The 24,694-nt window shown below is 62.9% G+C and carries 22 protein-coding genes and 2 pseudogenes; 12 read left to right on the top strand and 12 right to left on the bottom strand.

Features of this window, described 5'->3' with window-relative positions:
* The first annotated feature begins 18 nt into the window (after nucleotides 1–18).
* The 3 genes from V5B40_RS17850 (at nucleotide 19) to V5B40_RS17840 (ending at nucleotide 2,259) form a co-directional block, all read left to right on the top strand.
* Nucleotides 19–735, top strand: coding sequence for an SPOR domain-containing protein (locus V5B40_RS17850; protein ID WP_332355746.1), 717 nt, complete (start codon nucleotides 19–21; stop codon nucleotides 733–735).
* Between the two features lie 74 nt (nucleotides 736–809).
* Nucleotides 810–1,445 (top strand): thiol:disulfide interchange protein DsbA/DsbL, encoded by a 636-nt coding sequence (locus V5B40_RS17845; protein WP_332355745.1) that lies wholly within the window; start codon nucleotides 810–812, stop codon nucleotides 1,443–1,445.
* A gap of 13 nt (nucleotides 1,446–1,458) precedes the next feature.
* Nucleotides 1,459–2,259, top strand: a complete 801-nt coding sequence (locus tag V5B40_RS17840) for an SDR family oxidoreductase (RefSeq protein ID WP_332355744.1) — start codon at nucleotides 1,459–1,461, stop codon at nucleotides 2,257–2,259.
* Between the two features lie 41 nt (nucleotides 2,260–2,300).
* On the opposite strand, the gene V5B40_RS17835 is transcribed toward V5B40_RS17840, so the two are convergent.
* The gene (locus V5B40_RS17835; RefSeq protein ID WP_332355743.1) at nucleotides 2,301–3,026 is read right to left on the bottom strand and encodes an SDR family NAD(P)-dependent oxidoreductase; all 726 of its coding nucleotides are present in this window, start codon (nucleotides 3,024–3,026) and stop codon (nucleotides 2,301–2,303) included.
* Nucleotides 3,027–3,062: 36 nt separating this feature from the next.
* Here V5B40_RS17835 and V5B40_RS17830 point away from each other — a divergent pair, with 36 nt between their 5' ends.
* The 5 genes from V5B40_RS17830 (at nucleotide 3,063) to V5B40_RS17810 (ending at nucleotide 7,478) form a co-directional block, all read left to right on the top strand.
* Nucleotides 3,063–3,869, top strand: a complete 807-nt coding sequence (locus tag V5B40_RS17830) for a helical backbone metal receptor (RefSeq protein WP_332355742.1) — start codon at nucleotides 3,063–3,065, stop codon at nucleotides 3,867–3,869.
* A 97-nt stretch (nucleotides 3,870–3,966) separates the two neighbouring features.
* Nucleotides 3,967–4,980 carry a ubiquinone anaerobic biosynthesis protein UbiU gene (gene ubiU, locus V5B40_RS17825; protein WP_332355741.1) on the top strand — a complete coding sequence of 338 codons (1,014 nt, stop codon included), beginning with the start codon at nucleotides 3,967–3,969 and terminating at the stop codon, nucleotides 4,978–4,980.
* A gap of 111 nt (nucleotides 4,981–5,091) precedes the next feature.
* The gene (locus V5B40_RS17820) at nucleotides 5,092–6,012 is read left to right on the top strand and encodes a U32 family peptidase (RefSeq protein WP_332355740.1); all 921 of its coding nucleotides are present in this window, start codon (nucleotides 5,092–5,094) and stop codon (nucleotides 6,010–6,012) included.
* A complete protein-coding gene (gene ubiT / locus V5B40_RS17815; protein WP_332355739.1) occupies nucleotides 6,009–6,470 on the top strand; it encodes a ubiquinone anaerobic biosynthesis accessory factor UbiT in 462 nt (153 codons plus the stop codon). Before V5B40_RS17820 ends, ubiT begins: the two co-directional genes overlap by 4 nt.
* 81 nt (nucleotides 6,471–6,551) lie before the next feature.
* Complete coding sequence (locus V5B40_RS17810) at nucleotides 6,552–7,478, top strand: DMT family transporter (RefSeq protein ID WP_332355792.1); 927 nt, start codon at nucleotides 6,552–6,554, stop codon at nucleotides 7,476–7,478.
* 60 nt (nucleotides 7,479–7,538) lie between these two features.
* Here V5B40_RS17810 and V5B40_RS17805 read toward each other — a convergent pair whose 3' ends face one another.
* From V5B40_RS17805 to V5B40_RS17775, 7 genes and pseudogenes are all read right to left on the bottom strand, one after another.
* Nucleotides 7,539–7,892: a DUF190 domain-containing protein gene (locus tag V5B40_RS17805; RefSeq protein WP_332355738.1), complete on the bottom strand. Its 354-nt coding sequence runs from the start codon at nucleotides 7,890–7,892 to the stop codon at nucleotides 7,539–7,541.
* A gap of 91 nt (nucleotides 7,893–7,983) precedes the next feature.
* Nucleotides 7,984–8,370 (bottom strand): fluoride efflux transporter CrcB, encoded by a 387-nt coding sequence (gene crcB / locus V5B40_RS17800; RefSeq protein WP_332355737.1) that lies wholly within the window; start codon nucleotides 8,368–8,370, stop codon nucleotides 7,984–7,986.
* A gap of 177 nt (nucleotides 8,371–8,547) precedes the next feature.
* A complete protein-coding gene (locus V5B40_RS17795) occupies nucleotides 8,548–9,048 on the bottom strand; it encodes a hydrogenase maturation protease (protein WP_332355736.1) in 501 nt (166 codons plus the stop codon).
* A gap of 19 nt (nucleotides 9,049–9,067) precedes the next feature.
* Nucleotides 9,068–10,549 (bottom strand): Ni/Fe hydrogenase subunit alpha, encoded by a 1,482-nt coding sequence (locus V5B40_RS17790; protein WP_332355735.1) that lies wholly within the window; start codon nucleotides 10,547–10,549, stop codon nucleotides 9,068–9,070.
* 11 nt (nucleotides 10,550–10,560) lie between these two features.
* Nucleotides 10,561–11,115, bottom strand: a complete 555-nt coding sequence (locus tag V5B40_RS17785; RefSeq protein ID WP_332355734.1) for an NADP oxidoreductase — start codon at nucleotides 11,113–11,115, stop codon at nucleotides 10,561–10,563.
* A gap of 1 nt (nucleotide 11,116) precedes the next feature.
* Nucleotides 11,117–11,854, bottom strand: coding sequence for a 2Fe-2S iron-sulfur cluster-binding protein (locus V5B40_RS17780; RefSeq protein ID WP_332355733.1), 738 nt, complete (start codon nucleotides 11,852–11,854; stop codon nucleotides 11,117–11,119).
* Nucleotides 11,851–13,694 (bottom strand): annotated as a pseudogene (locus V5B40_RS17775) (NAD(P)H-dependent oxidoreductase subunit E). Before V5B40_RS17775 ends, V5B40_RS17780 begins: the two are co-directional and overlap by 4 nt.
* A 209-nt stretch (nucleotides 13,695–13,903) precedes the next feature.
* On the opposite strand from V5B40_RS17775, the gene V5B40_RS17770 reads away from it, so the two are divergent.
* The 3 genes from V5B40_RS17770 to V5B40_RS17760 all read left to right on the top strand — a co-directional run bounded on the left by V5B40_RS17770 (nucleotide 13,904) and on the right by V5B40_RS17760 (nucleotide 19,020).
* Entirely contained in the window at nucleotides 13,904–15,322 is a 1,419-nt protein-coding gene (locus V5B40_RS17770) for a bifunctional enoyl-CoA hydratase/phosphate acetyltransferase (protein WP_332355732.1), read from the top strand.
* A gap of 419 nt (nucleotides 15,323–15,741) precedes the next feature.
* Nucleotides 15,742–18,627, top strand: a complete 2,886-nt coding sequence (locus tag V5B40_RS17765; RefSeq protein WP_332355731.1) for an adenosylcobalamin-dependent ribonucleoside-diphosphate reductase — start codon at nucleotides 15,742–15,744, stop codon at nucleotides 18,625–18,627.
* A gap of 144 nt (nucleotides 18,628–18,771) precedes the next feature.
* Entirely contained in the window at nucleotides 18,772–19,020 is a 249-nt protein-coding gene (locus V5B40_RS17760; RefSeq protein WP_332355730.1) for a hypothetical protein, read from the top strand.
* 804 nt (nucleotides 19,021–19,824) lie between these two features.
* Here the strand turns inward: V5B40_RS17760 and V5B40_RS17755 are convergent.
* A complete protein-coding gene (locus tag V5B40_RS17755; protein ID WP_332355729.1) occupies nucleotides 19,825–20,499 on the bottom strand; it encodes a PEP-CTERM sorting domain-containing protein in 675 nt (224 codons plus the stop codon).
* Nucleotides 20,500–21,112: 613 nt separating this feature from the next.
* On the opposite strand from V5B40_RS17755, the gene V5B40_RS17750 reads away from it, so the two are divergent.
* Nucleotides 21,113–21,592, top strand: a complete 480-nt coding sequence (locus tag V5B40_RS17750; protein ID WP_332355728.1) for a putative transposase — start codon at nucleotides 21,113–21,115, stop codon at nucleotides 21,590–21,592.
* A gap of 157 nt (nucleotides 21,593–21,749) precedes the next feature.
* On the opposite strand, the pseudogene V5B40_RS17745 reads toward V5B40_RS17750, so the two are convergent.
* The 3 genes and pseudogenes from V5B40_RS17745 to V5B40_RS17735 form a co-directional block, all read right to left on the bottom strand.
* A pseudogene (locus V5B40_RS17745) lies at nucleotides 21,750–21,929 on the bottom strand (hypothetical protein); the annotation flags it as partial.
* Nucleotides 21,930–22,069: 140 nt separating this feature from the next.
* Nucleotides 22,070–23,857, bottom strand: a complete 1,788-nt coding sequence (locus V5B40_RS17740) for an ABC transporter substrate-binding protein (protein ID WP_332355727.1) — start codon at nucleotides 23,855–23,857, stop codon at nucleotides 22,070–22,072.
* An 83-nt stretch (nucleotides 23,858–23,940) separates the two neighbouring features.
* On the bottom strand, nucleotides 23,941–24,675 hold the full coding sequence (locus V5B40_RS17735; RefSeq protein WP_332355726.1) for an MIP/aquaporin family protein: 735 nt from the start codon (nucleotides 24,673–24,675) through the stop codon (nucleotides 23,941–23,943).
* Between the last annotated feature and the right edge of the window lie 19 nt (nucleotides 24,676–24,694).

Below are 24,694 nucleotides of genomic sequence, written 5' to 3'. Positions count from 1 at the left end.
ACTGGCATGAGTCGAGACATGAAACAACCCCGCAGAACCCCACCCCGCAAGACCTCGGGCGGCGGCACCCTGCTTGGACTGTTCATCGGCCTGGTCGTCGGCGTCATCGCCGTGGCTGGCGTGGTCTGGTACGTGAACAAAGTGCCGCTGCCGTTCACCACCACCGGCCAGCAAGCGAAATTGCCGTCACCGGTCAGCGACGCGCCACGCCCGGAACCGACGCCGGAAGTGCCGGCCCCGGCACCGGCACCGGTAGCGCTGCCTGGCAAGCCCGGCGATTCGACGGCCCCCGAAAAACCGCGCTTTGACTTCTACAAGATCCTGCCCGGCAACGCCGAAGCCATTCCCGACCCGACACAGCACGTGCCTAGCGTGGCCCAACGCCCGCCGGCGACCATCCCGCCGCTGGAGGGCAAACCTCTCGAAATCAAGCCGATCGACGTCAGGCCGCCGGAAGACAGGAAGGCCGAGGACAAGAAACCCGAAGCGGAACCTCTGCTCAAGAAGCCCATTTACCTGCAGGCCGGCTCTTTCCAGAATATGGCTGAGGCGGACAACCAGAAGGCTCGGCTGGCGTTGATGGGCGTTGAGGCACGAATTCAACAGGTGATGCTGCAGGACAAGGTGTGGTACCGCGTTCGCCTGGGCCCCTACCCGCGCATGGAAGAAGTAAGCATCCTGCGTGGCGAGTTGGCCAGGCAGGGAATCGATGCCCGCGTCGTCAAGAAGGACTGAGTCAGATCCTCAAACACTCAGACGCACAAGCACTCTGAGACGCTTACAAGGAGAACAAGACAATGCAAAGACGCATGAGTGGATACTTGGCCGCGATCGCCCTGGCGGTACTGGCCATGGCCTTACCGGCACGCGCCGAAGTGGTGGCCGATCGCGATTACGTGGCCATCGTCCCGGCGCAGGTCACCGACAATCCGGCCAAAACGGAAGTGCTCGAATTCTTCTCCTACGGCTGCCCGCATTGCGCAGACTTTGACCCGCTGGTCAGCAAGTGGGCCAAAGCCTTGCCGAGCGACGTGGTCTTCAAACGCGTCCCGATCTCCTTCGGACGCCCGCAGTGGGCCAGCCTGGCGCGGTTGTATTACGCGCTGGAAGCGAGCGGCGAATTGACCAAGCTCGATGCTGCGGTATTCCGCGCCCTGCATCAGGAGAACAAGCGCCTCTTCGACGACAAGAGCATCATCGCCTGGGTGAGCGCGCAGGGTGTCGATGAAGCGAAGTTCACCGCCACCTACAACTCCTTCGGGGTTCTCAGCCAGGCCAAACGTGCGGATCAGATGGCGCACGCCTACAAGATCCAGGGAGTTCCGGCTCTCGCCGTCGACGGCAAGTATCTCGTCTCCAGCAAGGAGCTCAAGGGCTACGGGGATCTCCTGGCCTTGACCGAGCAGGTGATCGACAAGGCGCGCAGCGAGAAGCCGAAGAAGTGAACCGGCAGCCGCGATGAGCGCCCGCGGAACCGCCATGCCGGCGCTCCCCGCCAAGCTCTTCATCACCGGCGCCTCGTCGGGAATCGGCCAGGCACTGGCCGCCTACTACGCCGCGCAAGGGGCGCAGCTCGGGCTTTGCGCGCGGCGCTCCGAACCGCTGCAGCAGCTGGCCGCGCGCTGGCCAGGGCAGGTCCATTGCTACCCGCTTGACGTCACCGACGCCGCCGCCTTGCGCGCCGCCGGCGAAAACTTCATGGCCGACCTCGGCGTTCCCGATATCGTCATTGCCAACGCCGGCATCTCGATGGGCACGCTGAGCGAGCACGCCGAAGACCTGGACGCCATTCGCCGGATCATGGACACCAATTTCTTCGGGATGGCGGCAAGCTTCTCGCCTTTCATCGGCCCTATGCGTCGCGCCGGTCGCGGACGGCTGGTCGGTATCGCGTCGGTAGCCGGCATCCGCGGACTGCCCGGTTCCGAGGCCTACAGCGCTTCGAAAGCGGCGGTGATTGCTTATCTCGAAAGCCTGCGTGTCGAACTGCGCGCTTCGGGAGTCAAGGTGGTCACACTCTCTCCCGGCTACATCAGCACGCCGATGACGGCGGTCAACCCTTTCCCGATGCCTTTCCTGATGTCGGCCGAGGCCGCCGCGCCGCGCTTTGCGCGGGCCATCGCCAAGGGCTGCAGCCATGTCGTCGTTCCCTGGCAAATGGGCATCGTTGCCGGTTTGCTACGGCTGCTGCCGAACGCTGTCTATGATCGGCTGATGGTCGCCGCGCCGCGCAAACCGCGACCAGCCGCAGCCGAGTAGGCTACCACCGAGCCTATCTCCGCGAGCAGCTCGCCCTGGCCCTACCAGTCGATCGGCAGGCCATCGCGAAAGAAACCACCGCTGGGGCCATCGTCAGGCAGCAGCGCGGCCCAGACGATCCCTTTCGCCCCCTCATCGGCACTACGGCTCGCGTCCCTGCCGCCCATCTCCGTCTGACACCAGCCGGGGCAAACCGAATTGACCTTGATCGGACTCTCCGCGAGTTCGGCAGCGGTCAGGCAGGTCAAGGCATTGAGCGCCGCTTTCGACATGCGATAACCGGGCCATGAACCGCCCATGGCGGACAACTGCCCCATCCCCGACGAAACATTGACGATGCGCCCGTAGCCGTTTTCGCGCATCAGCGGAACAATTGCCTGAATCAGACGCAGCGGTGCCAGCGCGTTGCAGGCGTAGGTGGCGGCCACCATCTCCGCATCGACGACCAGGACGCTGCCGGCCTGTGGCTGCGCGAAGTTCCTGCGTTCGGGAAACACGCCGGCGTTGTTGACCAGAATATCGGCGCGCCCGAACTCGCGGCGCAGGCGGGCGGCGAGGGCAGCGACGGCACCGGCGTCGGTCACGTCGGCAGTGTGCGGAAAGACGTCGTGGCCACTCTCGCGTAGCTGCCGGGCAGCGTCTTCGATCGCTTCGGTATTGCGACCAACCATCAAGACCCGGCATCCGGCCGCTGCCAGGTCGCGTGCCACCGACAGGCCAAGCCCACGCGCGGCACCGGTAACGACGGCAAGTTTTTGCGCTAGCATTTGTCTCCCCCGTTCTCTCACCTCAAAACGCCAATCATGCAATGGTCTGACGCGATCGGCAAGCGACATGATCGCTACGCGGAAACGCCGCGAATCGTCTCTCTGGTCCCCAGCCTCACCGAACTGCTGGTCGATCTTGGCCTCGCCGAGCACCTCGTTGGCCGCACCGGCTTCTGCGTCCATCCGCGACAGGTCGTTCGCCGGCTGCCCAAGCTTGGCGGTACCAAGGGTTTTGCGATCGACAAACTGCGCGCGCTGGCGCCGACGCACGTGCTCGTCAATATCGACGAAAACCGCCGCGACGAAGTCGCCGCCCTGCATGCCTTCGTGCCGCAGGTGATCGTTACCCACCCCTTGGCGGTACGCGACAACCTCGCGCTTTACCAGTTGCTCGGCGGTATCTTCGGCCGCGACCCGCAGGTCGAAGCACGCGCGCGGGCACTGGCAGCCGATTTCGAGCGCGAATGGGCCGCTCTGAGCGCACAGACCGCGACCCTGCCGCGGCAAAAGGTGCTTTACCTGATATGGCAGCAGCCCTGGCTCAGCGTCGCCCGCGACACCTATATTTCGCAAATGCTGGCCGCCGCCGGCTGGGATAGCCTGCCGGTCGACAGCGCGCTGCGCTACCCGGAAATCGATTTGCCAGCGCTGGCCGGGCAAGCGGATTGGCTACTGCTTTCCAGCGAACCCTACCCGTTTCGCGAAGAACACCTGCGCCAACTGGCAGAGCAGCTGCCGAGCACACGCGCCACGCTGATCGACGGTGAAATGGTCTCCTGGTATGGCAGCCGGGCCATACGCGGGCTGGCGTATCTGCGCCGCCTGCGTGCCCGCCTGGTGTAAGGCGATTGCCGCGAACTTGACCCGAATCAAGTGCTGGATGGCCGCCCTGACTATACTGGCCAGTTCTCGTCACTGACCCGCTTCGCCGAGGTATTTCATGTCGCGCACACAGATTCCCGAACTGATTTGCCCCGCTGGCAGCCTGCCGGCACTAAAAGCCGCAGTCGACCACGGCGCCGACGCGGTCTACCTCGGCTACCGCGACGACACCAACGCGCGCAACTTCGCCGGCCTCAATTTCGACCGCAAGGCGATGCTCGAAGGACTGCGCTACGCTCAGTCGCGGCAGCGCAAGGTGTTGATGGCGATCAACACTTTCGCCCAGCCCGGACGCGTCGCCGACTGGCAGCGCGCTGTCGATGGCGCAGCCGATCTCGGCGTCGATGCGGTGATCCTCGCCGACATCGGACTGCTCGACTACGCCAGCCGCCGCCACCCCGAGCTGCGCTTGCACCTCTCGGTGCAGGGTTCGGCGACCAGTTACGAAGCGGTCAATTTTGCGCACCGGGAATTCGGTGTCCGCCGCGCGGTGCTGCCGCGCGTGCTGACGCTGGCGCAAGTCGAGACGGTGATCCGCAACACAGCGGTCGAAATCGAAGTTTTCGGCTTCGGCAGTCTGTGTGTTATGAATGAAGGCCGCTGCTGGCTATCGTCCTACGCCACTGGCGAATCGCCGAATACCGTCGGCGCCTGTTCGCCAGCGAAGTACGTCAAGTGGGAGAAATCGCCCGGCGAGATGAGCACCCGCCTCAACGGCATTCTCATCGACCGCTTCGGCGACGCCGAGCCGGCGGGTTACCCGACGCTGTGCAAGGGACGCTTCGAGGTCAATGGCGACACCTATTACGCACTCGAAGAACCGACCAGCCTGAATGTCCTCGAAGTCCTGCCAGAGATTGCCGCCATCGGCGTCGCAGCAATCAAGGTCGAGGGGCGGCAGCGCAGCCCGGCCTACGTCGCGCAAGTGACGCGAGCCCTGCGCGCGGCGCTCGACGAACTGGCGAGAAATCCCGACCACTTCCACGTCAAACCCACCTGGCAGGCCGAGCTGGCGCACGTTTCCGAAGGCAGCCAGGTCACCCTTGGCGCCTACAACCGCCCGTGGCGCTAGCGGTCATAAAAGGCATGACCGCCCCCCCTCTTTCCGGGCCTTTCTCCCACAAGGGGAGAAAGGAGTTTCGTGAGTCGCTCGCGCGACTTTCACATTGAGGCCAGGAACACCATGAAACTCTCTCTTGGGCCGCTGCTCTACTTCTGGCCAAAACACGAAGTCTTCGAGTTCTACGCCGAAATGGCTCACAACCCGGCGATCGATATCATTTACATCGGTGAAGTGATCTGCTCGCGGCGCCAGCAGATTCGCGTCACCGACTGGCTGGCGCTGGCGCGCGACCTCGCCGACGCCGGCAAGGAAGTGGTCCTTTCCGCACAGGCACTGCTCGAGTCCGAGGGCGACCTGAAAACGCTGCGGCGCCTCTGTGCCGAGCTCGGCGAAATCCCCGGCTGCCGCCTCGAAGCCAACGATCTCGGTGCAGTGAATGTCGCCGCCGGCAGCCCTTTTGTCGCCGGACCGCACCTCAATATCTACAACGAAGTCACCCTGGCGACCTATGCCCGCTACGGCATGCAACGCTGGGTGCCGCCGCTCGAAGGGGACCGCAAGCTGATCGAGACGCTGCACCGCAGCCGCCCGGCCGGCGTCGAAACCGAGGTCTTCGTTTTCGGCAAGCTGCCGCTGGCCTTCTCGGCGCGCTGCTTCACGGCGCGCTACTACGGCCTCAACAAGGACGACTGCCAGTTCAAGTGTCTCGATCATCCGCAGGGGATGACCCTGCGCACGCGCGAAGGACAGCCATTTCTGGCCATCAACGGCATCCAGACGATGTCCGCGCAGACCTACAATCTGTTGCCACAGGTACCGGAACTGCTCAAGATGGGCGTCGAGGTGCTGCGCATCAGCCCACAGCCGCAGGCCATGACAGCCATCATCGCCGCCTTCGACGCCGCCCGGAACGGGCAAACGCCAGCACCCGACAGCAGCGTCTGGGCCAGTGAAGGCCTGGTCAACGGCTATTGGTTCGGCGACGCCGGCATCGCGCAACACCCGCCGGCAGCCGCCGCAATGAAAGGAGTGTGTTCATGAGCCAGGGTTTTTCAATACCCCGTTTCAAACTACCCGCGCTGCTCGCTTCGCTGGGCTCGCGCCTGCCGCAGTGGCCGCACTCGCTGGCGCTGGCCATGGGCCTCAATGCCGCCGCCAGGATCGGCCTGCTGCCCGCCGACAGCCTGGCACTGCTCGAAGGACGCAGCTTTCTGGTTGAGGTGCTCGACGCGGGAGGGCAGGCGAACTTTACCTATCGCGACGGCCTTTTCCGGCCGCTGTGGAAAGCGCCAAAATCACCCGAAACACCCGACCTGTCGTTCAGCGCCAACCTCTCGGCTTTTCTGCAGTTGCTCGCCCGCCAGGAGGACCCGGACACCCTGTTCTTCAGCCGCGAGCTGTCGATCGTCGGCGACACCGAGCTGGGCCTGGTGATCAAGAACATGCTCGACGCCGTCGAACTGCCACAGCTACCCAGCCTGCCCGCTTTTCGCTCCTAGCTTGCTGCGCAGACGGCGCTGACTGTGGCTGCCAAGGCCAGCTTGCCGCGTGCCCGGCCGCCACTGCCCGCCGGGCGCCTCCTGGTCGAAGGGGTGAGCTGCGCACTCGGCGCCGGCCTGCTCTGGGGACTCGTTTTCGTCGTCCCGCTGATGCTGCCCGACTATCCGCCGGCGATGCTTTCTTTCGGGCGCTATCTGAGCTTCGGGGTGATTGCCCTGTTTCTGGCCTGCACCGACTGGCCACGACTGCAAAGCCTGCAGCGCCAGGACTGGCAAAAAGCTTTTGAACTGGCACTGGTCGGCAACATCCTCTACTACCTCTTTCTGTCGGCCGCCATCCAGCTCGCCGACGCCCCGCTGCCGACGATGCTCATCGGCACCCTGCCGATCGTCATCGCCATCGCCGCCAACTTCAGCGCCGAAGCCCTGCCCTGGCGCCGGCTGCTGCCCTCGCTGCTGGTCATCGCCACGGGTATCGCGCTGGTGAACAGCCACGAGATGGCGCTACTCGACGACCGCCACAGCGCACAGGACTACTTCCTGGGCACCGCCTTCGCCCTGGCGGCGGTAGCTGCCTGGACCTGGTACCCGCTGCGCAATTCGCGCTGGTTGCAGCAACGACCGGCGCTGGCTTCCGGCACCTGGGCCATCGCGCAGGGACTGGCGACACTGCCGCTGGCGCTCCTTGGCATGGCCGCTGCCGGCCTGTATTTCCACTGGCATGGCGGCTTCGATTTTCCGCTCGGCGCCAGTGCCGGGCGCTACGTCGGCCTGATGCTGATCCTGGGATTCTGTGCGTCGTGGCTCGGCACCCTGCTCTGGAATCGGGCCAGCCGCTTGCTGCCCGCCGCCCTCGTCGGCCAGCTGATCGTCTTCGAAACCCTGGCCGCTTTCGCCTATGCTTTCATCCTGCGCGCTGCGCTACCCGGGAGCACGGCTGGGATCGGCATCGCCCTGCTGGTCGGCGGCGTCATCCTCGGCGTGCGCGCCTTCCGCAGCAACGGATAGGCACGGAGCGGCAGCGCGGGATGCCCGCTGCTCGCCGCCCTCTCCGCCCTCAATTCGCCCTCAATCCTCGCTGCTCAGCTCGGGCGGGTCCTTGGCGTCCGGATTGATCACCCCGAACCGGGCCGGAAGACGCACGTAGAAGACCCGCACCTGCGCCTGGCGAATCAGCTCGAACAGGCGCAGCTCCTCGTCCCCGGTGACCACGAACTCGACCTCGATGCTGGTCGTTCCAGCCAGTTCGAAGAAGCCGCCTTCATGCACCGCATGTGATCGACCGAAGCCGCCAATCGAGCGAAAGGCCGACCCGCCGCGGACGCCAAGCCGATTGCCCTGGTCGAGCAACCACTCCCAGAGCAGGCGACCGTGATGCCTGTCGCTTTCGCGCACGTACAACCTGAGGTAAGAGCCTTGCATGCCTGCCTCCCATGTTGATGCTGGCGAGAAAGCGGCGCCGCCAGGCTGAAATCCCGGCCGCACATCGGTGGCCGGAGCCTCCCGTCGCCGATCAATTTGAACTGCGTGCCCAGACCACCGTGGTGATACCGGCCAGGGTCATCAGCACCGATCCCGCCACGTGCGCCGCAGCGGCGCCGAGCGCCCAGGAAAGTCGTCCCTGCTGCAGCAACATCGCCAGTTCGGCGGAAAAAGTCGAGAAAGTCGTCAGTCCGCCGCAGAAACCGGTAATTATCAGCAAGCGCCATTCCGGCGAGATCGCCGAAAACGACGAGAAGAAAGCGATCGCCAGGCCGATCAGGTAGGCGCCGACCAGATTGGCGACCAGCGTGCCCGGCGGAATGGTCGGAAACAGGCTGTTGAGCCGGATGCCGAGCTGCCAGCGCAAGAGTGCGCCAAGTGCGGCGCCGATCGAAATGGCGAGAACTGATTTCCACATACATTGCCCTGAAAACGCATTGTCGATATAGGGAGAAGGAGCATGGCCCGCACGCCAGACCGGAATCAAGCAGGCATGATAAGCCGAAAAGCGGCCGTCGGCGGCTGGGCCCTGCTCCCCGGGCAAGCAACAGCAGCCGGGAACTGAAGCGCCCAACGGGCACCGCCAGGCGCCTATTCACGTCAGCCGACTCATCCAGGCCTCGAGCTTGGCGACCCGACACAAGGCTTGCAAGAGTTCAAACGCACACTCGGCATGGCGGCTCGCCGCAGGGCTCAAGCCCTCACCCAAGGCGAAGCTCTCAGCGCGAACGCAGAGCACGAAAGCCGGCGGCGGCGCTGCGTGATTGATGTGCGCCAGCACCGCCAGCACCGCCTCGGGTGACAGGGCATGCGTGCCGGGGTTGGCGAGATCGCGGCCAGCAGCAGCGCGCGCCTGCCGAAAGACGAAAGGTGCCGTACTCTGCTCACCGGCGTCGATGAACAGGACCAGCTGCCTGCCGACGAGGTCGAGCGCGTGCTCGATCTGAAACTGGAAGTCGCCGATCAAATCGAAGCCGGCGGCCAGGCCAGCACGGTCCAGCCAGTTTTGCAGACGCTCGAGAAGCAGCGGCCCGAGCGCGTCGTCGCCACGGCTGGGGTTACCGCAGGCGAGAATCAGGACCGGGGGCAATGGCATCAGCGTCTCGCCGAGGGTTTCAGGAGGTGCTGCTCAGGCGCCCGACCACTTCACCCGCCGCATCCTGAAGTTCGAGCTGCAGCGGCATCTTGCCAAGCGCGTGCGTGGCGCAGGACAGGCAGGGGTCGAAGGCGCGAATGGCGACTTCGATGTGGTTGAGCAGACCTTCCGTGAGCTCTCGCCCGTTGAGGTAGCGGCGCGCAACCCGGCGGATCGCTTCGTTCATCGGCTGATTATTGTGCGTCGTCGACACGATCAGGTTGCAACTGCTCACCAGATCGTCATCATCGACCTGATAATGGTGGATCAAGGTGCCGCGCGGCGCCTCGATGACGCCAATTCCTTCTCGACTGCGCCCGCCACCGGCAATCAGTTCGCTGCCGGAAAGATCGTCGTCGGGCAGCAGTGCGGCGATCGTCTCGGCGGCGTGCAGCAGTTCGATCATGCGTGCCCAGTGATAGGCCAGCGGCGCGTGGATCGGCTTGCCCTGCCCGTAGTCGATGAATTCGCGGCGCTCGGCTTCGGCGAACGGGGTCGAAATGAAGTCGCAATTCTGCACCCGCGCCAGCGGCCCGACCTTGTACCAGCCCTGCTGCGGACCAAGCGCGACCAGGAAGGGAAACTTCATGTAGCTCCAGGCTTTGACTTCTTCGCGAATCAGCTGGTGATAGTTCTGCGCGTCGAAGCCGTCCACGAAAATGCCGCCGTCGGCGTCACGAACACGCAACTGACCGTCGTAGAAATCAAGCGCGCCCTCGGCGCCGACCAGCGACAGGATGTTCGAGCGAAAAGCGCCGAAAACGTCGTAGAGCGCCGGGTCGGCGGCGTGCAGACGCTTGACCAGTTGCACCGCATCGCGGCTCCAGCCGACGATCTGGCCGATGTCGGCGAGCAGACCGTCACGTTCCTGACGGCTCAGCGCGCGGTTGACGCCACCGGGAATCGCGCCGGTGCCATGCACCCGCTTGCCGGCGGTGAGGCGAATCACTTCCTGGCCGAATTTGCGCAACAACACCCCTTGCCGGGCGACTTCAGGGAAGGCGGCGGCGACAGCGACGATGTTGCGCCGGCCGGCCTCGCTCGCGAAGCCGAAAAGCAGGTCTGGTGACGAGAGATGGAAGAAGTGCAGGGCGTGCGACTGCAGGATCTGCCCATAGTGCATCAGCCGGCGCAGCTTCTCGGCGCTCGCCGTCAGGCAGCTGGCGCCGACGACCTGGTCGAGCGCCTTGGCGGCCGCCAGATGATGCGATACCGGACAAATGCCGCACAGACGCTGCACCATCACCGGCACTTCCCAGTACGGCCGGCCCTGAATGAATTTCTCGAAACCGCGGAATTCGACGATGTGCAGGCGCACCTGCTGCACCTGGTCCTTGTCGTCGAGCAGCAGGGTCACTTTGCCATGCCCTTCGACGCGCGACACCGGGTCGATGGCCACGCGGCGCAGTGTGCCGGCGTCGGCGGACGCGGTTTCCAGTTCGAAGCCCTGACCTTGTTCCATGGCGCCCGCCCTCAGTCGAAATGCAGCAGCGGATGCCCGAGACGCGGCGTGCGCCCCTCGAGAAGATCGGTCAGGAACTTCCAGAGGGCGTCGCCCGACGGCGGGCAGCCGGGGATGAAGTAATCGATGCGCACGATCTCGTGGATCGGGTGCACCTTGTCGAGCGGCAGAGGCAGCTCCGGGTCGTTGGGGATCTGTCCGCCGACAATATCCGGCGCGGTGAGGTAGATTTCCTGCAGGCACAGACCGAGGTCGAGATGATTGCGCTGCGCGGGCAGGCCGCCATTGACTGCACAGGCACCGACGGCGATCAGCACTTTGCAGTGGCGACGAAACTCGCGCAGCACATGTACGTTCTCGGCATTGCAGATGCCGCCCTCGATGAGGCCGATGTCGCACGGCCCGCAGTGCTTGATGTCGGTCAGCGGCGAGCGGTCGAAATCGACGCGCTCGACAAGTTCGAAGAGCCGCTCGTCAATGTCCAGCAAGGACATGTGACAGCCGAAGCAGCCGGCCAGCGAAGCAGTCGCCAGACGCAGCTTGCGCTGCGTTATCGGGGTGTCCATCTCAGCCCCCATCGCCCCTATCGTCGGCGCGACGCGCCGCCAGGCGCTCGACCTGCCTGGCGATAGGCTCGACGTCGTAGCGGCGCTTGCCAATCGGCACCGCGAAGCCGCTGCGCTTCTTGAGAATCACGCCGACCGGGCAAACCTGCGCCGCCTTGTCGGCCCAGTCGAAGTCGGTGTCGGCCAGCCGCCCGGACTCGGCATTGACGATCAGGTGCTTGTTGATGCCGCGCCCGGAGAGCGAAAAAACGCTCTTGCCATCGACATCGCGGCTGGCACGCACGCAGAGCTCGCAAAGAATGCAGCGATTGAAGTCGAGCAGCACCTCCGGGTGCGAGGCATCGACCGGCCGATTGGGATAGAACTGGTCGAAATGCGGGCTCAGCATCTCCAGCTCATAGGCCAGCCCCTGCAGCATGCAGTTGCCGCTTTGCTCGCACGACGGGCAGAAGTGATTGCCTTCGACGAAAAGCATCTGCAGCAGGGTCCGGCGTTTGTCGTTGAGGTCCGGTGTATTGTTCTCGACCTCCATGCCGTCACGTGCCGGCAGGGTGCACGCCGAAACGTAGCGGCCATTGGCCTTCACCGTGCACAGTTTGCAACTGCCCTGCGGCTTGAAGGCCGGGTGGTGACAGAGATGTGGAATGAAGATCCCGGCGGCCAGCGCGGCATCCATGATCGTCTGCCCATCATCGAAAGGCACTGGCAGTCCGTCGAGCAGGATGCTGGCCGGTTTCATGAGGCCACTCCCGGAAGTCTTGCGGCGAGGCCGAAATGCGCTGCCGGATCGTTGCGACCGGTCATCTGGCGAGCTGCCGCCAGCGCCTGGTCGAGGTCGAAAGCCGGCTCGAAATCGAGCGAGCACAGACGCCGCTCGTAGGCCGGGCGAAACTTCTGCAAGGTATCGAAGAGCGGGTTGCACGCCGCCTGGCCGAGGCCGCAATGGCTGGCCGCATGCAGCAGGCGATGGATCTTGAAAATCTGGTTGATCTCGTACTGCGTGCCGAGGCCCTTGGCGATCTTGTCCATGCAGTTGGCGACCAGCGAAGTACCGACCCGGCAAGGCGTGCAGAAGCCGCAGCTTTCATGCTTGAAGAAGTGCGCGAAATTGCGCGCCACTTCGAACATGTCGCGATGCGTGCCGAAGACCATGAAGGCGCCCGCCGTCGGCACGTCCTCGAACGCGATGCGGCGCGAAAACTCGTGCGTCGCCAGACAAACTCCCGAAGGTCCGCTGACCTGTACCGCCTGCGCGTTGCCGGCGCCGCAGTCCTGGAGCACCTGCTCGACCGAAACCCCGAAGGGATACTCGTAGATCCCCGGCCTCTCCACGTCGCCCGAGATCGACAGCAGCTTGCTGCCGGTCGATTGCTTGGTTCCGAGACCGGCAAACCAGGCGCCGCCCCGGATCGCGATCAGCGCCGCCTTGCACAGGGTCTCGACGTTATTCACCACCGTCGGCTGGCCGCGATAACCGGCGGTGACCGGGAACGGCGGGCGAATGCGCGGGATACCGCGCCTGCCTTCGAGCGACTCGAGCAGCGCCGTTTCCTCGCCGCAGACGTAGGCGCCGGCACCGAGATGGATGTCGATCTCGAAGTCGAACGCGACCTGGCCGCACAACGCGCGGCCGAGCAGGCCGCTGCGCCGGCGACGCTCGAGTTTCTCGCGCAGCGCTGGCAGCAGATAGGCGTACTCGCCACGCAGGTAGAGCAGGCCTTTTCTGGCACCAATGCTGAAGCCGGCAACGCTCATGCCGTCGAAAACGAGGTCGGCGTAACTGCTGAGCAGAACGCGATCCTTGAAAGTGCCCGGCTCGCCCTCGTCGGCGTTGCAGACCACGTAGCGCAGGCCTTCCTCGCCGTGGCACGGTGCTCGACGCGCAGACTCCCATTTGACAGCGGTGGTGAAGCCGGCACCACCGCGCCCACGCAGGTTGGAGAGCTTCATTTCGGCGAGCATCGCCTCGGCACCACGGGCAAGCGCCGCCCGCAGCGCTTCGCCGGCGGCCATTCGGTAGCCAGCAGGCTGTCGCGCCTGCGAATATTATCGTCGACACGAAAATACTCGGCCGGCCAGTCGGCCAGCGGCGCCTGCGCGCGAATCAACGCGCTGATGCGGTCGATGCGCTCGCCCGAGAGGTGGGTCAGCGGCTGACCATTGACCAGCAGCGCCGGCCCCTGATCGCACATGCCGGTACACGAGGTCCTGTCGACGCTGAGCAGACCGTCCTCTGAGACTTTGCCGCGCTCGATCCACAGCTTGTTGCACAGGCGATCGAGCAGTTCGCCGCTGCCCAGCATGCGGTCGGTGATGTTGTCCGAGAACAACACCCGGTAGCAACCGGGCGGCGTCAGATGAAAAAAAGAGTAGAAGCCGGCGACGCCTTCGACCTGCGCTCGCGGCAGCCTGAGCGCCGTGGCAATGGCGGTCAGCACGGCGGTCGGCAGATAGCCGACGACATCCTGCGTCTCGCGCAGGATTTGCACCAGTTGCAGCGGATCACCGCCGTGACGATCGACGACCGGCCGTAGCAGTTCCTCAAGTCGCTCCGCGTCAAAGCTTTCCTCGCTCACCATCGCCTCCAACACTGTACCGCCGTTGCCGATTTCCTGGTCAAGCCTAAAGCCTCCGACAGCGGCAGATGCTGACGCAGGTCAACAAGGGTGACGGCCATCAGGCAAAAGGCCACGGGACTGCCACCTCGCTACGCTCGATAAATCGCTCTACATTTTCGTGCTGCGTTGCAGCATAATGCGCGCTGATCAGTCCCCTTGGGAGCACCCTCATGCACTTCGAAACGCCCCTGGAATTCCTCGAAAGCCGAACCTACGACGAAATTAACATCGGTGACAGCTCGTCGCTGGTACGTACCCTGCGCCCGGAGGACGTCAAGCTGTTCGCGCTGATGTCGGGCGACATGAATCCGGCCCTGGCCAACGCCGACTTCAGTCACAGCGGCGTTTTCCAGGACTTCATCGCGCACGGCATGTGGTGCGCTTCGCTGCTGTCGACCATGCTCGGCACGCAATTCCCCGGCCCGGGGACAGTGATGGTCGAATCGTCGCTGCATTTCGCGCGGCCGGTGGCGATCGGCGACACGCTCACGGTGACCGTCACCGTCGGCCAGAAATTCGCCCGCAACCGGCACATCCTGCTTGACTGCAACTGCCACAATCAGGATCAGCTGCTCGTCGTCTCGGGCAGCGCCGAAGTCCTGGCGCCGCGCGAAAAAATCATCACCAAGCGCAAGGCGATGCCGGAAATCACGATTTCGGACAAATACGCGCGTCTGCAAACCCTGGTGTCGCGCGCCGAGGGCCTGGCACCGATCGACATGGCAGTCGTACACCCCTGCGACCGCGAATCGCTCAAGGGGGCGCTACTGGCCGCCGAAGCCAGGCTTATCGATCCCATCCTGATCGGTCCCGAGCAGCGCATCCGCGCCGTCGCCGAGGAAAACGGCCTGGACCTCAAGGACTACCGCATCGTGAACTGCAAGCACAGTCACGAAGCGGCGGCGATGGCGGTGACGCTGGTACGCAGCGGTGACGTCGAAGCCCTGATGAAAGGCAGCCTGCACACCGACGAACTGATGGCCGAGGTCATCTCGCGCACTTCCGGCTTGCGCACCGGCCGGCGCGTCAGCCACGTCTTCCTGATGGACGTTCCCACCTATCCACGGCCGATCATGATCACCGACGCAGCGATCAACATCGCGCCGACGCTGATGGCGAAAGTCGACATCGTGCAAAACGCCATCGACCTGGCGCACATCATCGGTACGCCCGAACCCAAGGTGGCGATTCTCTCGGCCGTGGAAACGGTCAGCGACAAGATCCAGTCCACCCTCGACGCCGCCGCGCTGTGCAAGATGGCCGACCGCGGCCAGATCAGGGGCGGCCTGGTCGATGGCCCGCTGGCTTTCGACAACGCCGTGTCGCTGGTCGCCGCCAAGACCAAGGGCATCGTCTCGGCGGTCGCCGGCCGCGCCGACATCCTGGTCGTTCCCGACCTCGAATCGGGCAACATGATCGCCAAGCAGCTCGAATACCTGGCCAACGCCTTGAGCGCCGGCATCGTCCTCGGTGCAAGCGTGCCGATCGTCCTCACCAGCCGCGCCGACACCGCCGAAACACGCATCGCCTCGTGCGTCATCGCCGCACTGGTGGCGCACGCCGCGCGCGCCAGACAGGCGAGTACCTGAAACCACGACACCGTTGGCCGGGGCGGGATTCTCTCGCCTCGGGCGCCGCAGCACTGCCTAGCGCCTCTTCCCTCCCACGCCCCCTCCCGCGTCACCTCCGATCCCGGGCGCAGCGCGCATGCTGCCGAGCGCGCCCGCGGCAGCAGAGAAAAATAATTCTACCGCTCCCAGCAGCCGCAAGGCCGTGATTTCACGGCTTTTCCCGCGCCTCGGCAAGCCACGGCCTGAAAACTACATTTAGTCAAGTTATTGCCTTTGTACACTACATGCAGTAGCTTTACGCCATTGAGCCATTGCGCCGACAAGCTAAGAGTCGCCGCTACGACCCGCCGCACGCGCCTCGTATCGGCACGACGCTTCGCCAAAAAAATCAACAAGCACAGACAACGTCAACACCATAAACACCGGAGGAACTACCCATGAGCCAGCTTGAACACCAGCTACCCCTGTCAGCCGTCGCCGAGGCACCCGCCGTCACGCCGCTTGCCGAACAGGAAATCTCCGTCGAGGTGCTGGTCGAAAAGTACGCCAAGGGCAAGGAAACCTCGGTCCATGACGTGCGCCGCCGCGTCGCCCGCGCACTCGCCGCCAACGAGGACGAAAAGCAGCGCGTGCACTGGGAAGAGCGCTTCCTGTGGGCGCAGGAAACCGGCTTCGTCCCGGCCGGACGCATCAACTCGGCGGCCGGGACGACGCTGGCAGCGACGCTGATCAACTGTTTCGTGCAGCCGATCGGCGATTCGGTGGTCGAGATCGTCGACGGCAAGCCGGGCATCTACAGCGCCCTCGCCGAAGCCGCCGAAACCATGCGCCGCGGCGGCGGCGTCGGCTATGACTTCTCGTCGATCCGGCCGATGGGCGCGCTGGTCAAAGGCACGCAATCGCGCGCCTCCGGTCCGGTTTCCTACATGCGCGTCTTCGACCGCTCCTGCGAAACCGTCGAATCGGCCGGCGCCCGCCGTGGCGCCCAGATGGGCGTGTTGCGCTGCGATCACCCCGATATCGAAGTCTTCATCCACGCCAAGGACCACGGCGACCTCTCCAACTTCAACGTCTCGATCGCCGTCACCGACGGCTTCATGGAAGCCGTCGAAGCCGACGCCGAAGTCGAACTCTCACACCGCGCCGAGCCCAACGGCGACATGAAACGCGCCGGCGCCTTCCAGCGTGAAGACGGCATCTGGGTCTATCGCCGCGTGCGCGCCCGCGACCTCTGGGACCAGGTGATGAAATCGACCTACGACCACGCCGAGCCGGGCATCCTCTTCCTCGACCGCATGAACAAGGACAACAACCTCTACTACTGCGAAGTGATCGAGGCCACCAACCCCTGCGCCGAACAGCCGCTGCCACCGTACGGCTGCTGCTGCCTTGGGTCGATCAACCTGACGCCCTTCGTCAGGGACGCTTTCAGCCAGCGCGCCGAGTTCGATTTCGCCGCTTTCGGCGAAGTGATCAAGGTATCCACGCGCATGCTCGACAACGTCCTCGACGTCACCGCCTGGCCGCTCGAACGGCAGCGCGAGGAAGCCAACAACAAGCGCCGCGTCGGGCTCGGCTTCACCGGCCTCGGCGACACCCTGTGCATGCTGCGCCTGCGCTACGATCGCCCGGAAGCGGCGGCAATGGGCGCGCGCATCTCCGAATACATGCGCGACACCGCTTACCTGGCGTCGGTCGACCTGGCCCGGGAGCGCGGCGCCTTCCCGCTGTTCAACGCCGAACTCTATCTCTCCGGCGGCAACTTCGCCTCACGCCTGCCGAACGAGATCAAGAATCAGATCCGCAAGCACGGCCTGCGCAACTCGCACCTGTTGTCGATCGCGCCCACCGGCACCATCTCCCTGGCTTTTGCCGACAATGCCTCGAACGGCATCGAACCGCCGTTCTCCTGGACCTACAGCCGCAAGAAGCGCATGGCCGACGGCACGCTCAAGGAATACGCCGTCGAAGACTACGCCTGGCGCCTCTACAAGCACCTCGGCGGCGACGTCGAGAAACTCCCCGATTACTTCGTCACGGCGCTGGAAATCTCGGCCAAGGCGCACAAGGACATGGTCGCCGCCGTCGCCCCGTACATCGACACCTCGATCTCGAAGACGGTCAATGTCCCCGCCGACTACCCCTACGAGGAATTCCAGGGCCTATACATGAGCGCCTGGAAAGCCGGTCTCAAGGGCCTCGCCACCTATCGCCCGAACAGCGTCATGGGCTCGGTGCTCTCGGTCGAATCGCAGAAACAGGCCGAAGAGAAGAAGCAGCCGCAGGACTTCGTCAGCGGCGACGCCAACCGCCGCCTGTCGATCAAGACCCTGCCGGCGCCGGTGCTGGCCAGCCTGCGCTGGCCGAACCGCCCGAACCTGCCGGAAGGCAACATGGCGTGGACCTACATGATCGAGCACATGCACGGCAAGTTCGCGCTCTTCGTCGGTCACGTCGACCAGGAAGGACGCAAGTGGCCTTTCGAAGTCTGGGTCAATGGCCCCGAGCAGCCGCGCGGCCTCGGCGCCGTCGCCAAGACCCTGTCCATGGACATGCGCGCCAACGACCACGGCTGGCTGGCGCTGAAGCTCGAATCCCTGGCCAAGACCCCCGGCGACGAAGGCTTCGACATGGCTTTCCCGCCGCATGGCGAGCGCAAGCGCATGCCCTCGGTGGTCGCCGCCGTCGCACAGCTGATCCAGCACCGCGTCGAGAAGATCGGCGCCTTCAACCACGACGGCCCGACGCCGGTGCTCGACGCCATGTTCAGCCTCAAGGAGCCGAAAACCGGCACCGACGGCACCCTCTCCTGGACCGTCGACGTCTTCAACCCGGCCACCGGCGAAGACTTCGTCCTCGGCCTCAAGGAAATCACCCTCCCCGACGGCGTCACCCGCCCCTACTCGGTATGGCTCGCCGGCAACTACCCGCGCGCCCTCGACGGCCTGACCAAACTGCTCTCGCTCGACATGCGCGTCGTAGACCCGGCCTGGATCGGCATGAAACTCAGGAAGCTCCTCGACTACCCCGAACCGCTCGGCGACTTCATGGCCTTCGTCCCCGGCACCCGCCGCCAGACCAACTACACCTCCACTGTCGCCTACCTCGCGCAACTGATCATCCACCGCTACGCCATGCTCGGCATCCTCGATGAGAACGGGCTCCCACTGCAGCAGATGGGGATTCTCGAAGCGCCGGCGGGCGGAACGGCGGCGAAACCGACAGCCGGAAAGCTGTGCGGGGAATGCGGCAACCGGACGATGATCAGGAAGGATGGCTGTGATTTTTGTACGGCTTGCGGGGCGGTGGGGAGTTGCGGGTAGGTTTGTGGGTGCGGCTGGGGGCAGGAGTAATGCCCCTGCCCGCGTCAAGCCCAATGGGCGGCTTTGCCCGCCAGCCATGTTTGGTGTGCGATTTCAACTGTTTGGCAACGCCCCGCCGTAGGGATAGACTCAAGCAAAGGAGTCTTGGCCATGACCGACAACGTAGAAAATCTGATTCTTGAACACCTGCGCGCTTTGCGAGCCGGACAAGACCGCCTTGAGAGCGAAATGCGAGAGGTTGGCGCTCGCCTCACCAGCCTGGAAGCAGGCATGGCTGCCGGCCGGCGCGACGGCGCGCATAACTACGAAGAAATCATCCGGCAACAGTCAAGCATCGACCAGATAAAGGCGCGCATCGACCGGATCGAGAGACGGTTGGAGATCGCGGGTTGAAATGCTACGGAGAGGGCAAAAGGAAAGACCTGACCCCTTCGCGGCTCAAGATCGGGAGCCCTTCTTTCCGTCAATATCCGCAGATTACGCAGATTTCCACAGATTGAAACCAAACCGACGGAGGGTCATGAATCTGCGAGAATCTGCGTAATCTGTGGATGAAACAACTCTCAATAAACGGGGTCTAGGATTCAGTAAGCGGAAAATAGGGGTCAGACCCCAAATATTCATTCTCCTTGCTTCGTTAAAAAACGCGGTGGCGCGTACACAGACGAACGGTCAGATCTTTCCTTTTGCCTTTGCATTTCCACCGTTGGCAAAAATCAAGACCTGATCCTCGCATTCCTTCCCGACGGCACTTATAAAGAACGAACACAAATTGGGGTCAGACCCCAATTGTTTTGCCGCCTGCTTGCCTCGGTCGCCGCAAGATCGGGAGCCCTTCTTTCCGTCAATATCCGCAGATTACGCAGATTTCCACAGATTGAAACCAAACCGACGGAGGGTCATGAATCTGCGAGAATCTGCGTAATCTGTGGATGAAACAACTCTCAATAAACGGGGCCCAGGATTCAGTAAGCGGAAAATAGGGGTCAGACCCCAAATATTCATTCTCCTTGCTTCGTTAAAAAACGCGGTGGCGCGTACACAGACGAACGGTCAGATCTTTCCTTTTGCCTTTGCATTTCCACCGTTGGCAAAAGTCAAGACATGATCCTCGCATTCCTTCCCGACGGCACTTATAAGAAAAGATTAACAAAAACGACCCCTCGCGGACTCGTGACCACTAAAACAATGTAGCTGCTAGGCCCGCTTACGGCGGGTAAAACCTACTCCCAGCAGACCGATGCTGACCAGGCTGAGTGCTATCGGTTCTGGGACGGTAACGTCGGCACGAACGCTGCCAGAGTTGTCTCCGTTATTGCTGTCCCAGTAGTAGAGGCTCAGGGTCCCGGCAACGGGTGCGAGGCCAGAGAAATTGGTGCCAAGAAGAAAATACGTTCCGGCCAGCTCGCCGACCAGGGCGCCATAGGGCGCGCTGAGCCCGTTCTGACTCCATGCCCCGAAGTTTTTACCAATATGGGTTCCTGCAGGCAGCCCAGAGTCGTCCGAGCCCGTAGCAAACAGATCTGCTACGAGCCCGTTGGCATTGGACCAGCGCGGCAATTCACCGGCGTTCCAGAGGTCGCCAGTGGCTGCTGTCACTGAAAAATGCTGACCAGCGCTCAGGGTGATGCCCGTGTTCAGTCCGACGCCTTCGGACGAACTATTCGCAAACGCTGCAACATCGAAAAGGGCAGCGTTGGCAGTAACAGCGCCACCGAGTGCAAGCGCGGCGATCGCCACGCGGATCATTTTGTTTTTCATCGCCAAATCCTTCAATAAGTGGGCTCTGGTGCGCTGCGAACACAGCACTTTTTTTAAATCCCTGCCACCGTCGTACTCATCGTTTGCCGGCGCCTGGAAGACAGGGTTCATTGGAACAGGGGCGCCGATGCGCTTACGTGAGATACCGCACGTCTTGCCGGAATTGTCCGCGCAGGGGCGAAGTCGGCGCCCACGAGCCGACATAAATCTGGTGCGAGCAAGGCGGAATCTGCGGCCTGGAACCTTTGGTTTGAAGGCGAAGTGAAGTGGGCCGAACCACCGGAGGGAGGGGGGTCGGAGCAGACTGGTAGAGGACGGGCCTCGACGCTCACGAAACCTGACCGCTTTTCGCTTACTGAAACGAATCCCGGAGATGCACAAAAGTTGGCGATCTGCGCGACGTCACCGCCTGGCCGCTCGAGCGGCAGCGCTAAGAAGCCGGCAACAAGCGCCGCGTCGGCCTCGGCTTCACCGGTCTCGGCGACACCCTGTGCATTCTGCGCCTGCGCTACTCGGTCCCTCCCAACAACACCGCCGAAGGCAAGCGGCGCACGCATCGAACCAGCCGCCTGATCGCTAAACTGCGCGGCCATGGCTTCATCGCCAAGGTCAGCAGCTCTCGTCGCTACCGGGTCACGCAAGACGTTGTGAAAGCGATGTGGGCCGCCGTCCGCTGCCGTCGTATCGACTTTCCAGCCGCCAGGCGGGAATCGCCAGGGTGGCCTTGAATGACGGCGGCGAAATCCAGAAAAACGCCGAGTCTGTCGAAGCACTGCAAGCCGTTCAGGCGGAACTCAAGCAACTTTGCTCGGCGCGTAAGGCAAGCTCCCGAAAGGTGACCATCGACAGTCTGCCGGAGGCAGAGCGAGCGAGAGACCGGCCGACCCAACTGCCGCCGTTGAACAAGATGCACTGTGGTACCGTGAAAATGTTCGCTTACCGAGCCGAGACCGCCATGGTGGCGCTATTGCTTCGCCACTTAAAGAAGGAGGACAACGCGCGTGCGCTCATTCGCGAATTGTTCGTTTCTTCCGCCGCCATCGAACCGAACGCTCTGGCCAACACCCCGACCATCAAAATTCACCGGATGGCCAGTCCAGCCCATGATCGCGCCATCGCCGCGCTCCTCGAGGAACTCACCCTGCAAGATTTCCCGCATCCGGAAACCGGGGCAAGAATGACCTTCGCCCTCACCCTCGTCTAACGGTCATGACATGTCGGGATACCCCGGATCATGAAAGTCATGACCGTTCCCCCCTCTTCCCCGACCCTTCTCCCGCAAGGGGAGAAGGGAGATTCGTGAGCTTGCGCGACTTTCACATTAAAGTGCCAACCGGGTTTCCTCCGAGATCAGGAAGTCTGAAGGTCTCGTGATCTTCCAGCACGCGCATTACATCCTCATGGCGAAACAGGGACCACCATAGAAAGTTGCTATGGGCGACCGGGCAACCCTTACGCATCGCATCCTAAGCGGCAATCTGGTTATTGAGCACGTCTTCCGATCTGGGGTTCCAGTAGGCGAACTTGACATAGGTCATCATCTTCCTCCGTTGTCTACATGGCACGCGATGGTCTTGGAGTCGAACATTCCCCTCCACGTTGCTGTTCGTTTTTCCTGGCCCCGTGATTCAAAGATAGACCGGAAGCGTGTTTCTAGCCGTTCCACTCCACCCCAAACCCCTTAAACGCCCACTTTCCCCGCACGCCAGGCGTGCAGCAGAGTCTCGTAATCGACAGTCACACCCCGGCCCTCTTCATCCGCGAGTTTTGGCTTGGGCGCGCCGGGTTGATCGAACCAATACTGTGGATCACGCGGCTCAGCCAATCGTGGCTCGCAGCGTTTCATCCCGCCCATTTGCTGCAGACGCGCTAGCGTTTGATCCTGGGTGGCCGCCAAGTTGTCCATGACCTGTTGCGGAGTGGCTAGACCCCGTACGGCCTGGCCGAGCCGCGACCACCACAACTGGGCCAGTCGCGGATAATCGGGTACGTTGGTACCGGTCGGCGTCCAGGCGACGCGCGCCGGACTGCGGTAAAACTCCACCAGCCCGCCGAGGCGAGGAGCCGCTTTGCTCATCGCCTCCGAGCGCAAGTCACTATCACGAATCGGGGTCAATCCCACCAGGGTTTTTTTCAGCGACACCGTCTTGCAGGTCGTGAACTGGGCATACAGCCACGCGGCTTGACGACGTTGCAGTGGGGTATTGTTCAACAGTGTCCAGGCGCCACAATCCTGATAACCCAGTTTCATCCCTTCCTTCCAGTAGGCGCCATGCGGCGACGGCGCGACCCGCCATTTAGGCGTGCCATCGCTATTGACTACCGGCAAGCCTTCCTTGAGCAAGTCCGCCGTAAAAGCGGTGTACCAGAATGCTTGTTGAGCGATGCTGCCACCCCCAGGTACCGGTCCCGCCGTGGAAAAGTCCATCTGCATGGCCTCTGGCGGCGCGTATTGGCGCAGCCATTCCAGATATTTGCGTAGCGCATACACCGCTGCCGGGCTGTTCAGCGCTCCGCCCCGACTGACGCTGGAACCCACCGGATGGCAACCCTCTACCCGGATCCCCCATTCATCCACCGGGTGACCGTTGGGCAATCCGGGATCGCCCACTCCGGCCATCGACAACCAGGCATCGGTGAAACGCCAGCCCAGCGAGGGGTCGACCTTGGCATAGTCCATGTGACCGAACACGCGGCGTCCATCCAGCTCCTTGACCTGATTGGTGAAGAAATCGGCGATGTCTTCATACGCCTTCCAATTCAACGGCACACCAAGTTCATAACCGTAGCGTTGGCGGAACCCAGTTTTGAGGTCAGGGCGCTGGAACCAGTCATGGCGGAACCAGTACAGATTGGCGAACTGCTGGTCGGGTAATTGATAGACCTTGCCATCCGGTCCAGTGGTAAAGCTCAAACCAATAAAATCCGCAAGATCAAGCGTAGGCAAGGTGAACGCCGCGCCATCGCCGGCGATCCAGTCGGACAGTGGCACGGCGCTTTCGTAACGGTAATGAGTGCCAAGAAAGTCGGAATCGTTGACGTAGGCGTCGTAAAAATTACGGCCGGTGCGCACCTGCTGCTGGATGCGCTCGACCAGTTCGCCTTCACGCACTACGTCATGAATCACGCTGATGTCTGTGATTTCACGAAACGCCCGCGCTAGAAAACGCGATTCGTAAGTGTGGGTGGGGATGGTCTCGGAGGCAACGTAAATCTGCTGGCCGCGAAACGGTGCGGCAGCGCGAATGAAGAACTCCATTTCCCGCATCTGCTCGTCAAATGACAAAGTTGATGGAGTGAATTCGCCGAGCACCCAGCGTCGGGCGGCAGCGGTGCGCACCGGATCGACCGCTTCCTGCCCGTGTGACCGCTTGGGTAACGCAGCAGCCAATCCAAGGGCGGCCGCAGCTTTTATGAGTGTCCGTCGTTCTCGATCACAGCGATCATGGAATAGGGATGAAATCGACATTGGTTTATTCTCGTGCTGGGTGCGTTGCTGGGATAACCGGAGCAATGCAGAAGCGTCACACGCTCCTCCATTTCCTGCACCGATCAACGGAAATTAACGTTGCTGGGATCTTGCAGGGCCAGATACAGCAAGCCGGCCAACACCGCGCCCAAAATGGGACCAACGACCGGAATCCACGCATATCCCCAGTCACTGTCGCGCTTGCCGCCGGGAATGGGCAGAATAGCGTGCATGATGCGCGGGCCAAGGTCGCGCGCTGGATTGATGGCGTAACCAGTCGTACCACCCAGCGATAAACCAATAGCCAGCACCAGCAGGCCGACCGGTAACGCATCCAGCGCGCCCAGGCCGAACACCGACACCGCCAGGAACAACACCGCGAATACCAGCACAAAGGTGCCGATAATCTCGGAAGCCAAGTTCGAGAAATGGTCCCGAATGCCAGGGCCGGTGCAGAACACCGCCAGTTTCAGGTCCGTATTTTCAGTTGCCGCGAAATGCGGCCGGTACATTAACCAGACCAAGAAAGAACCGATAAATGAGCCAAGAAACTGAGCCAGCACATAGGACGGCAACTGCGCCCAGGGAAATTTTCCAGCAATGGCCAGACCGACGGAAACGGCTGGATTGAGATGCGCACCACTGAAAGCGGCTACCGTGAACACGGCCACGAACACCGCCATGCCCCATCCCCAGGTAATCACGATCCAGCCCGAATCCTTACCTTTTGTTTGGTTGAGAACCACGTTCGCTACTACGCCATTACCCAGCAATATCAGCAGGGCGGTACCAATCACTTCGCCAAGAAAAGGGGTCATCACAAAGCCTCATTCGGAG

It is taken from the genome of Candidatus Accumulibacter meliphilus, from assembly GCF_036625345.1.
GTDB classification, from domain to species: domain Bacteria; phylum Pseudomonadota; class Gammaproteobacteria; order Burkholderiales; family Rhodocyclaceae; genus Accumulibacter; species Accumulibacter meliphilus.
This window is presented reverse-complemented; position numbering and strand designations above follow the sequence as displayed.

Bases quoted from the DNA above. Each gene is read 5' to 3' on its own strand.
- V5B40_RS17830 (WP_332355742.1), top strand. From the start codon at position 3,063: ATGCAATGGTCTGACGCGATCGGCAAGCGACATGATCGCTACGCGGAA.
- V5B40_RS17770 (WP_332355732.1), top strand. From the start codon at position 13,904: ATGCACTTCGAAACGCCCCTGGAATTCCTCGAAAGCCGAACCTACGAC.
- V5B40_RS17790 (WP_332355735.1), bottom strand. From the start codon at position 10,549: ATGGAACAAGGTCAGGGCTTCGAACTGGAAACCGCGTCCGCCGACGCC.
- ubiT (WP_332355739.1), top strand. From the start codon at position 6,009: ATGAGCCAGGGTTTTTCAATACCCCGTTTCAAACTACCCGCGCTGCTC.
- V5B40_RS17765 (WP_332355731.1), top strand. From the start codon at position 15,742: ATGAGCCAGCTTGAACACCAGCTACCCCTGTCAGCCGTCGCCGAGGCA.
- V5B40_RS17840 (WP_332355744.1), top strand. From the start codon at position 1,459: ATGAGCGCCCGCGGAACCGCCATGCCGGCGCTCCCCGCCAAGCTCTTC.
- V5B40_RS17845 (WP_332355745.1), top strand. From the start codon at position 810: ATGAGTGGATACTTGGCCGCGATCGCCCTGGCGGTACTGGCCATGGCC.
- V5B40_RS17795 (WP_332355736.1), bottom strand. From the start codon at position 9,048: ATGCCATTGCCCCCGGTCCTGATTCTCGCCTGCGGTAACCCCAGCCGT.
- crcB (WP_332355737.1), bottom strand. From the start codon at position 8,370: ATGTGGAAATCAGTTCTCGCCATTTCGATCGGCGCCGCACTTGGCGCA.
- V5B40_RS17785 (WP_332355734.1), bottom strand. From the start codon at position 11,115: ATGGACACCCCGATAACGCAGCGCAAGCTGCGTCTGGCGACTGCTTCG.
- V5B40_RS17740 (WP_332355727.1), bottom strand. From the start codon at position 23,857: ATGTCGATTTCATCCCTATTCCATGATCGCTGTGATCGAGAACGACGG.
- V5B40_RS17820 (WP_332355740.1), top strand. From the start codon at position 5,092: ATGAAACTCTCTCTTGGGCCGCTGCTCTACTTCTGGCCAAAACACGAA.
- V5B40_RS17755 (WP_332355729.1), bottom strand. From the start codon at position 20,499: ATGAACCCTGTCTTCCAGGCGCCGGCAAACGATGAGTACGACGGTGGC.
- ubiU (WP_332355741.1), top strand. From the start codon at position 3,967: ATGTCGCGCACACAGATTCCCGAACTGATTTGCCCCGCTGGCAGCCTG.
- V5B40_RS17780 (WP_332355733.1), bottom strand. From the start codon at position 11,854: ATGAAACCGGCCAGCATCCTGCTCGACGGACTGCCAGTGCCTTTCGAT.
- V5B40_RS17805 (WP_332355738.1), bottom strand. From the start codon at position 7,892: ATGCAAGGCTCTTACCTCAGGTTGTACGTGCGCGAAAGCGACAGGCAT.
- V5B40_RS17735 (WP_332355726.1), bottom strand. From the start codon at position 24,675: ATGACCCCTTTTCTTGGCGAAGTGATTGGTACCGCCCTGCTGATATTG.
- V5B40_RS17835 (WP_332355743.1), bottom strand. From the start codon at position 3,026: ATGCTAGCGCAAAAACTTGCCGTCGTTACCGGTGCCGCGCGTGGGCTT.
- V5B40_RS17850 (WP_332355746.1), top strand. From the start codon at position 19: ATGAAACAACCCCGCAGAACCCCACCCCGCAAGACCTCGGGCGGCGGC.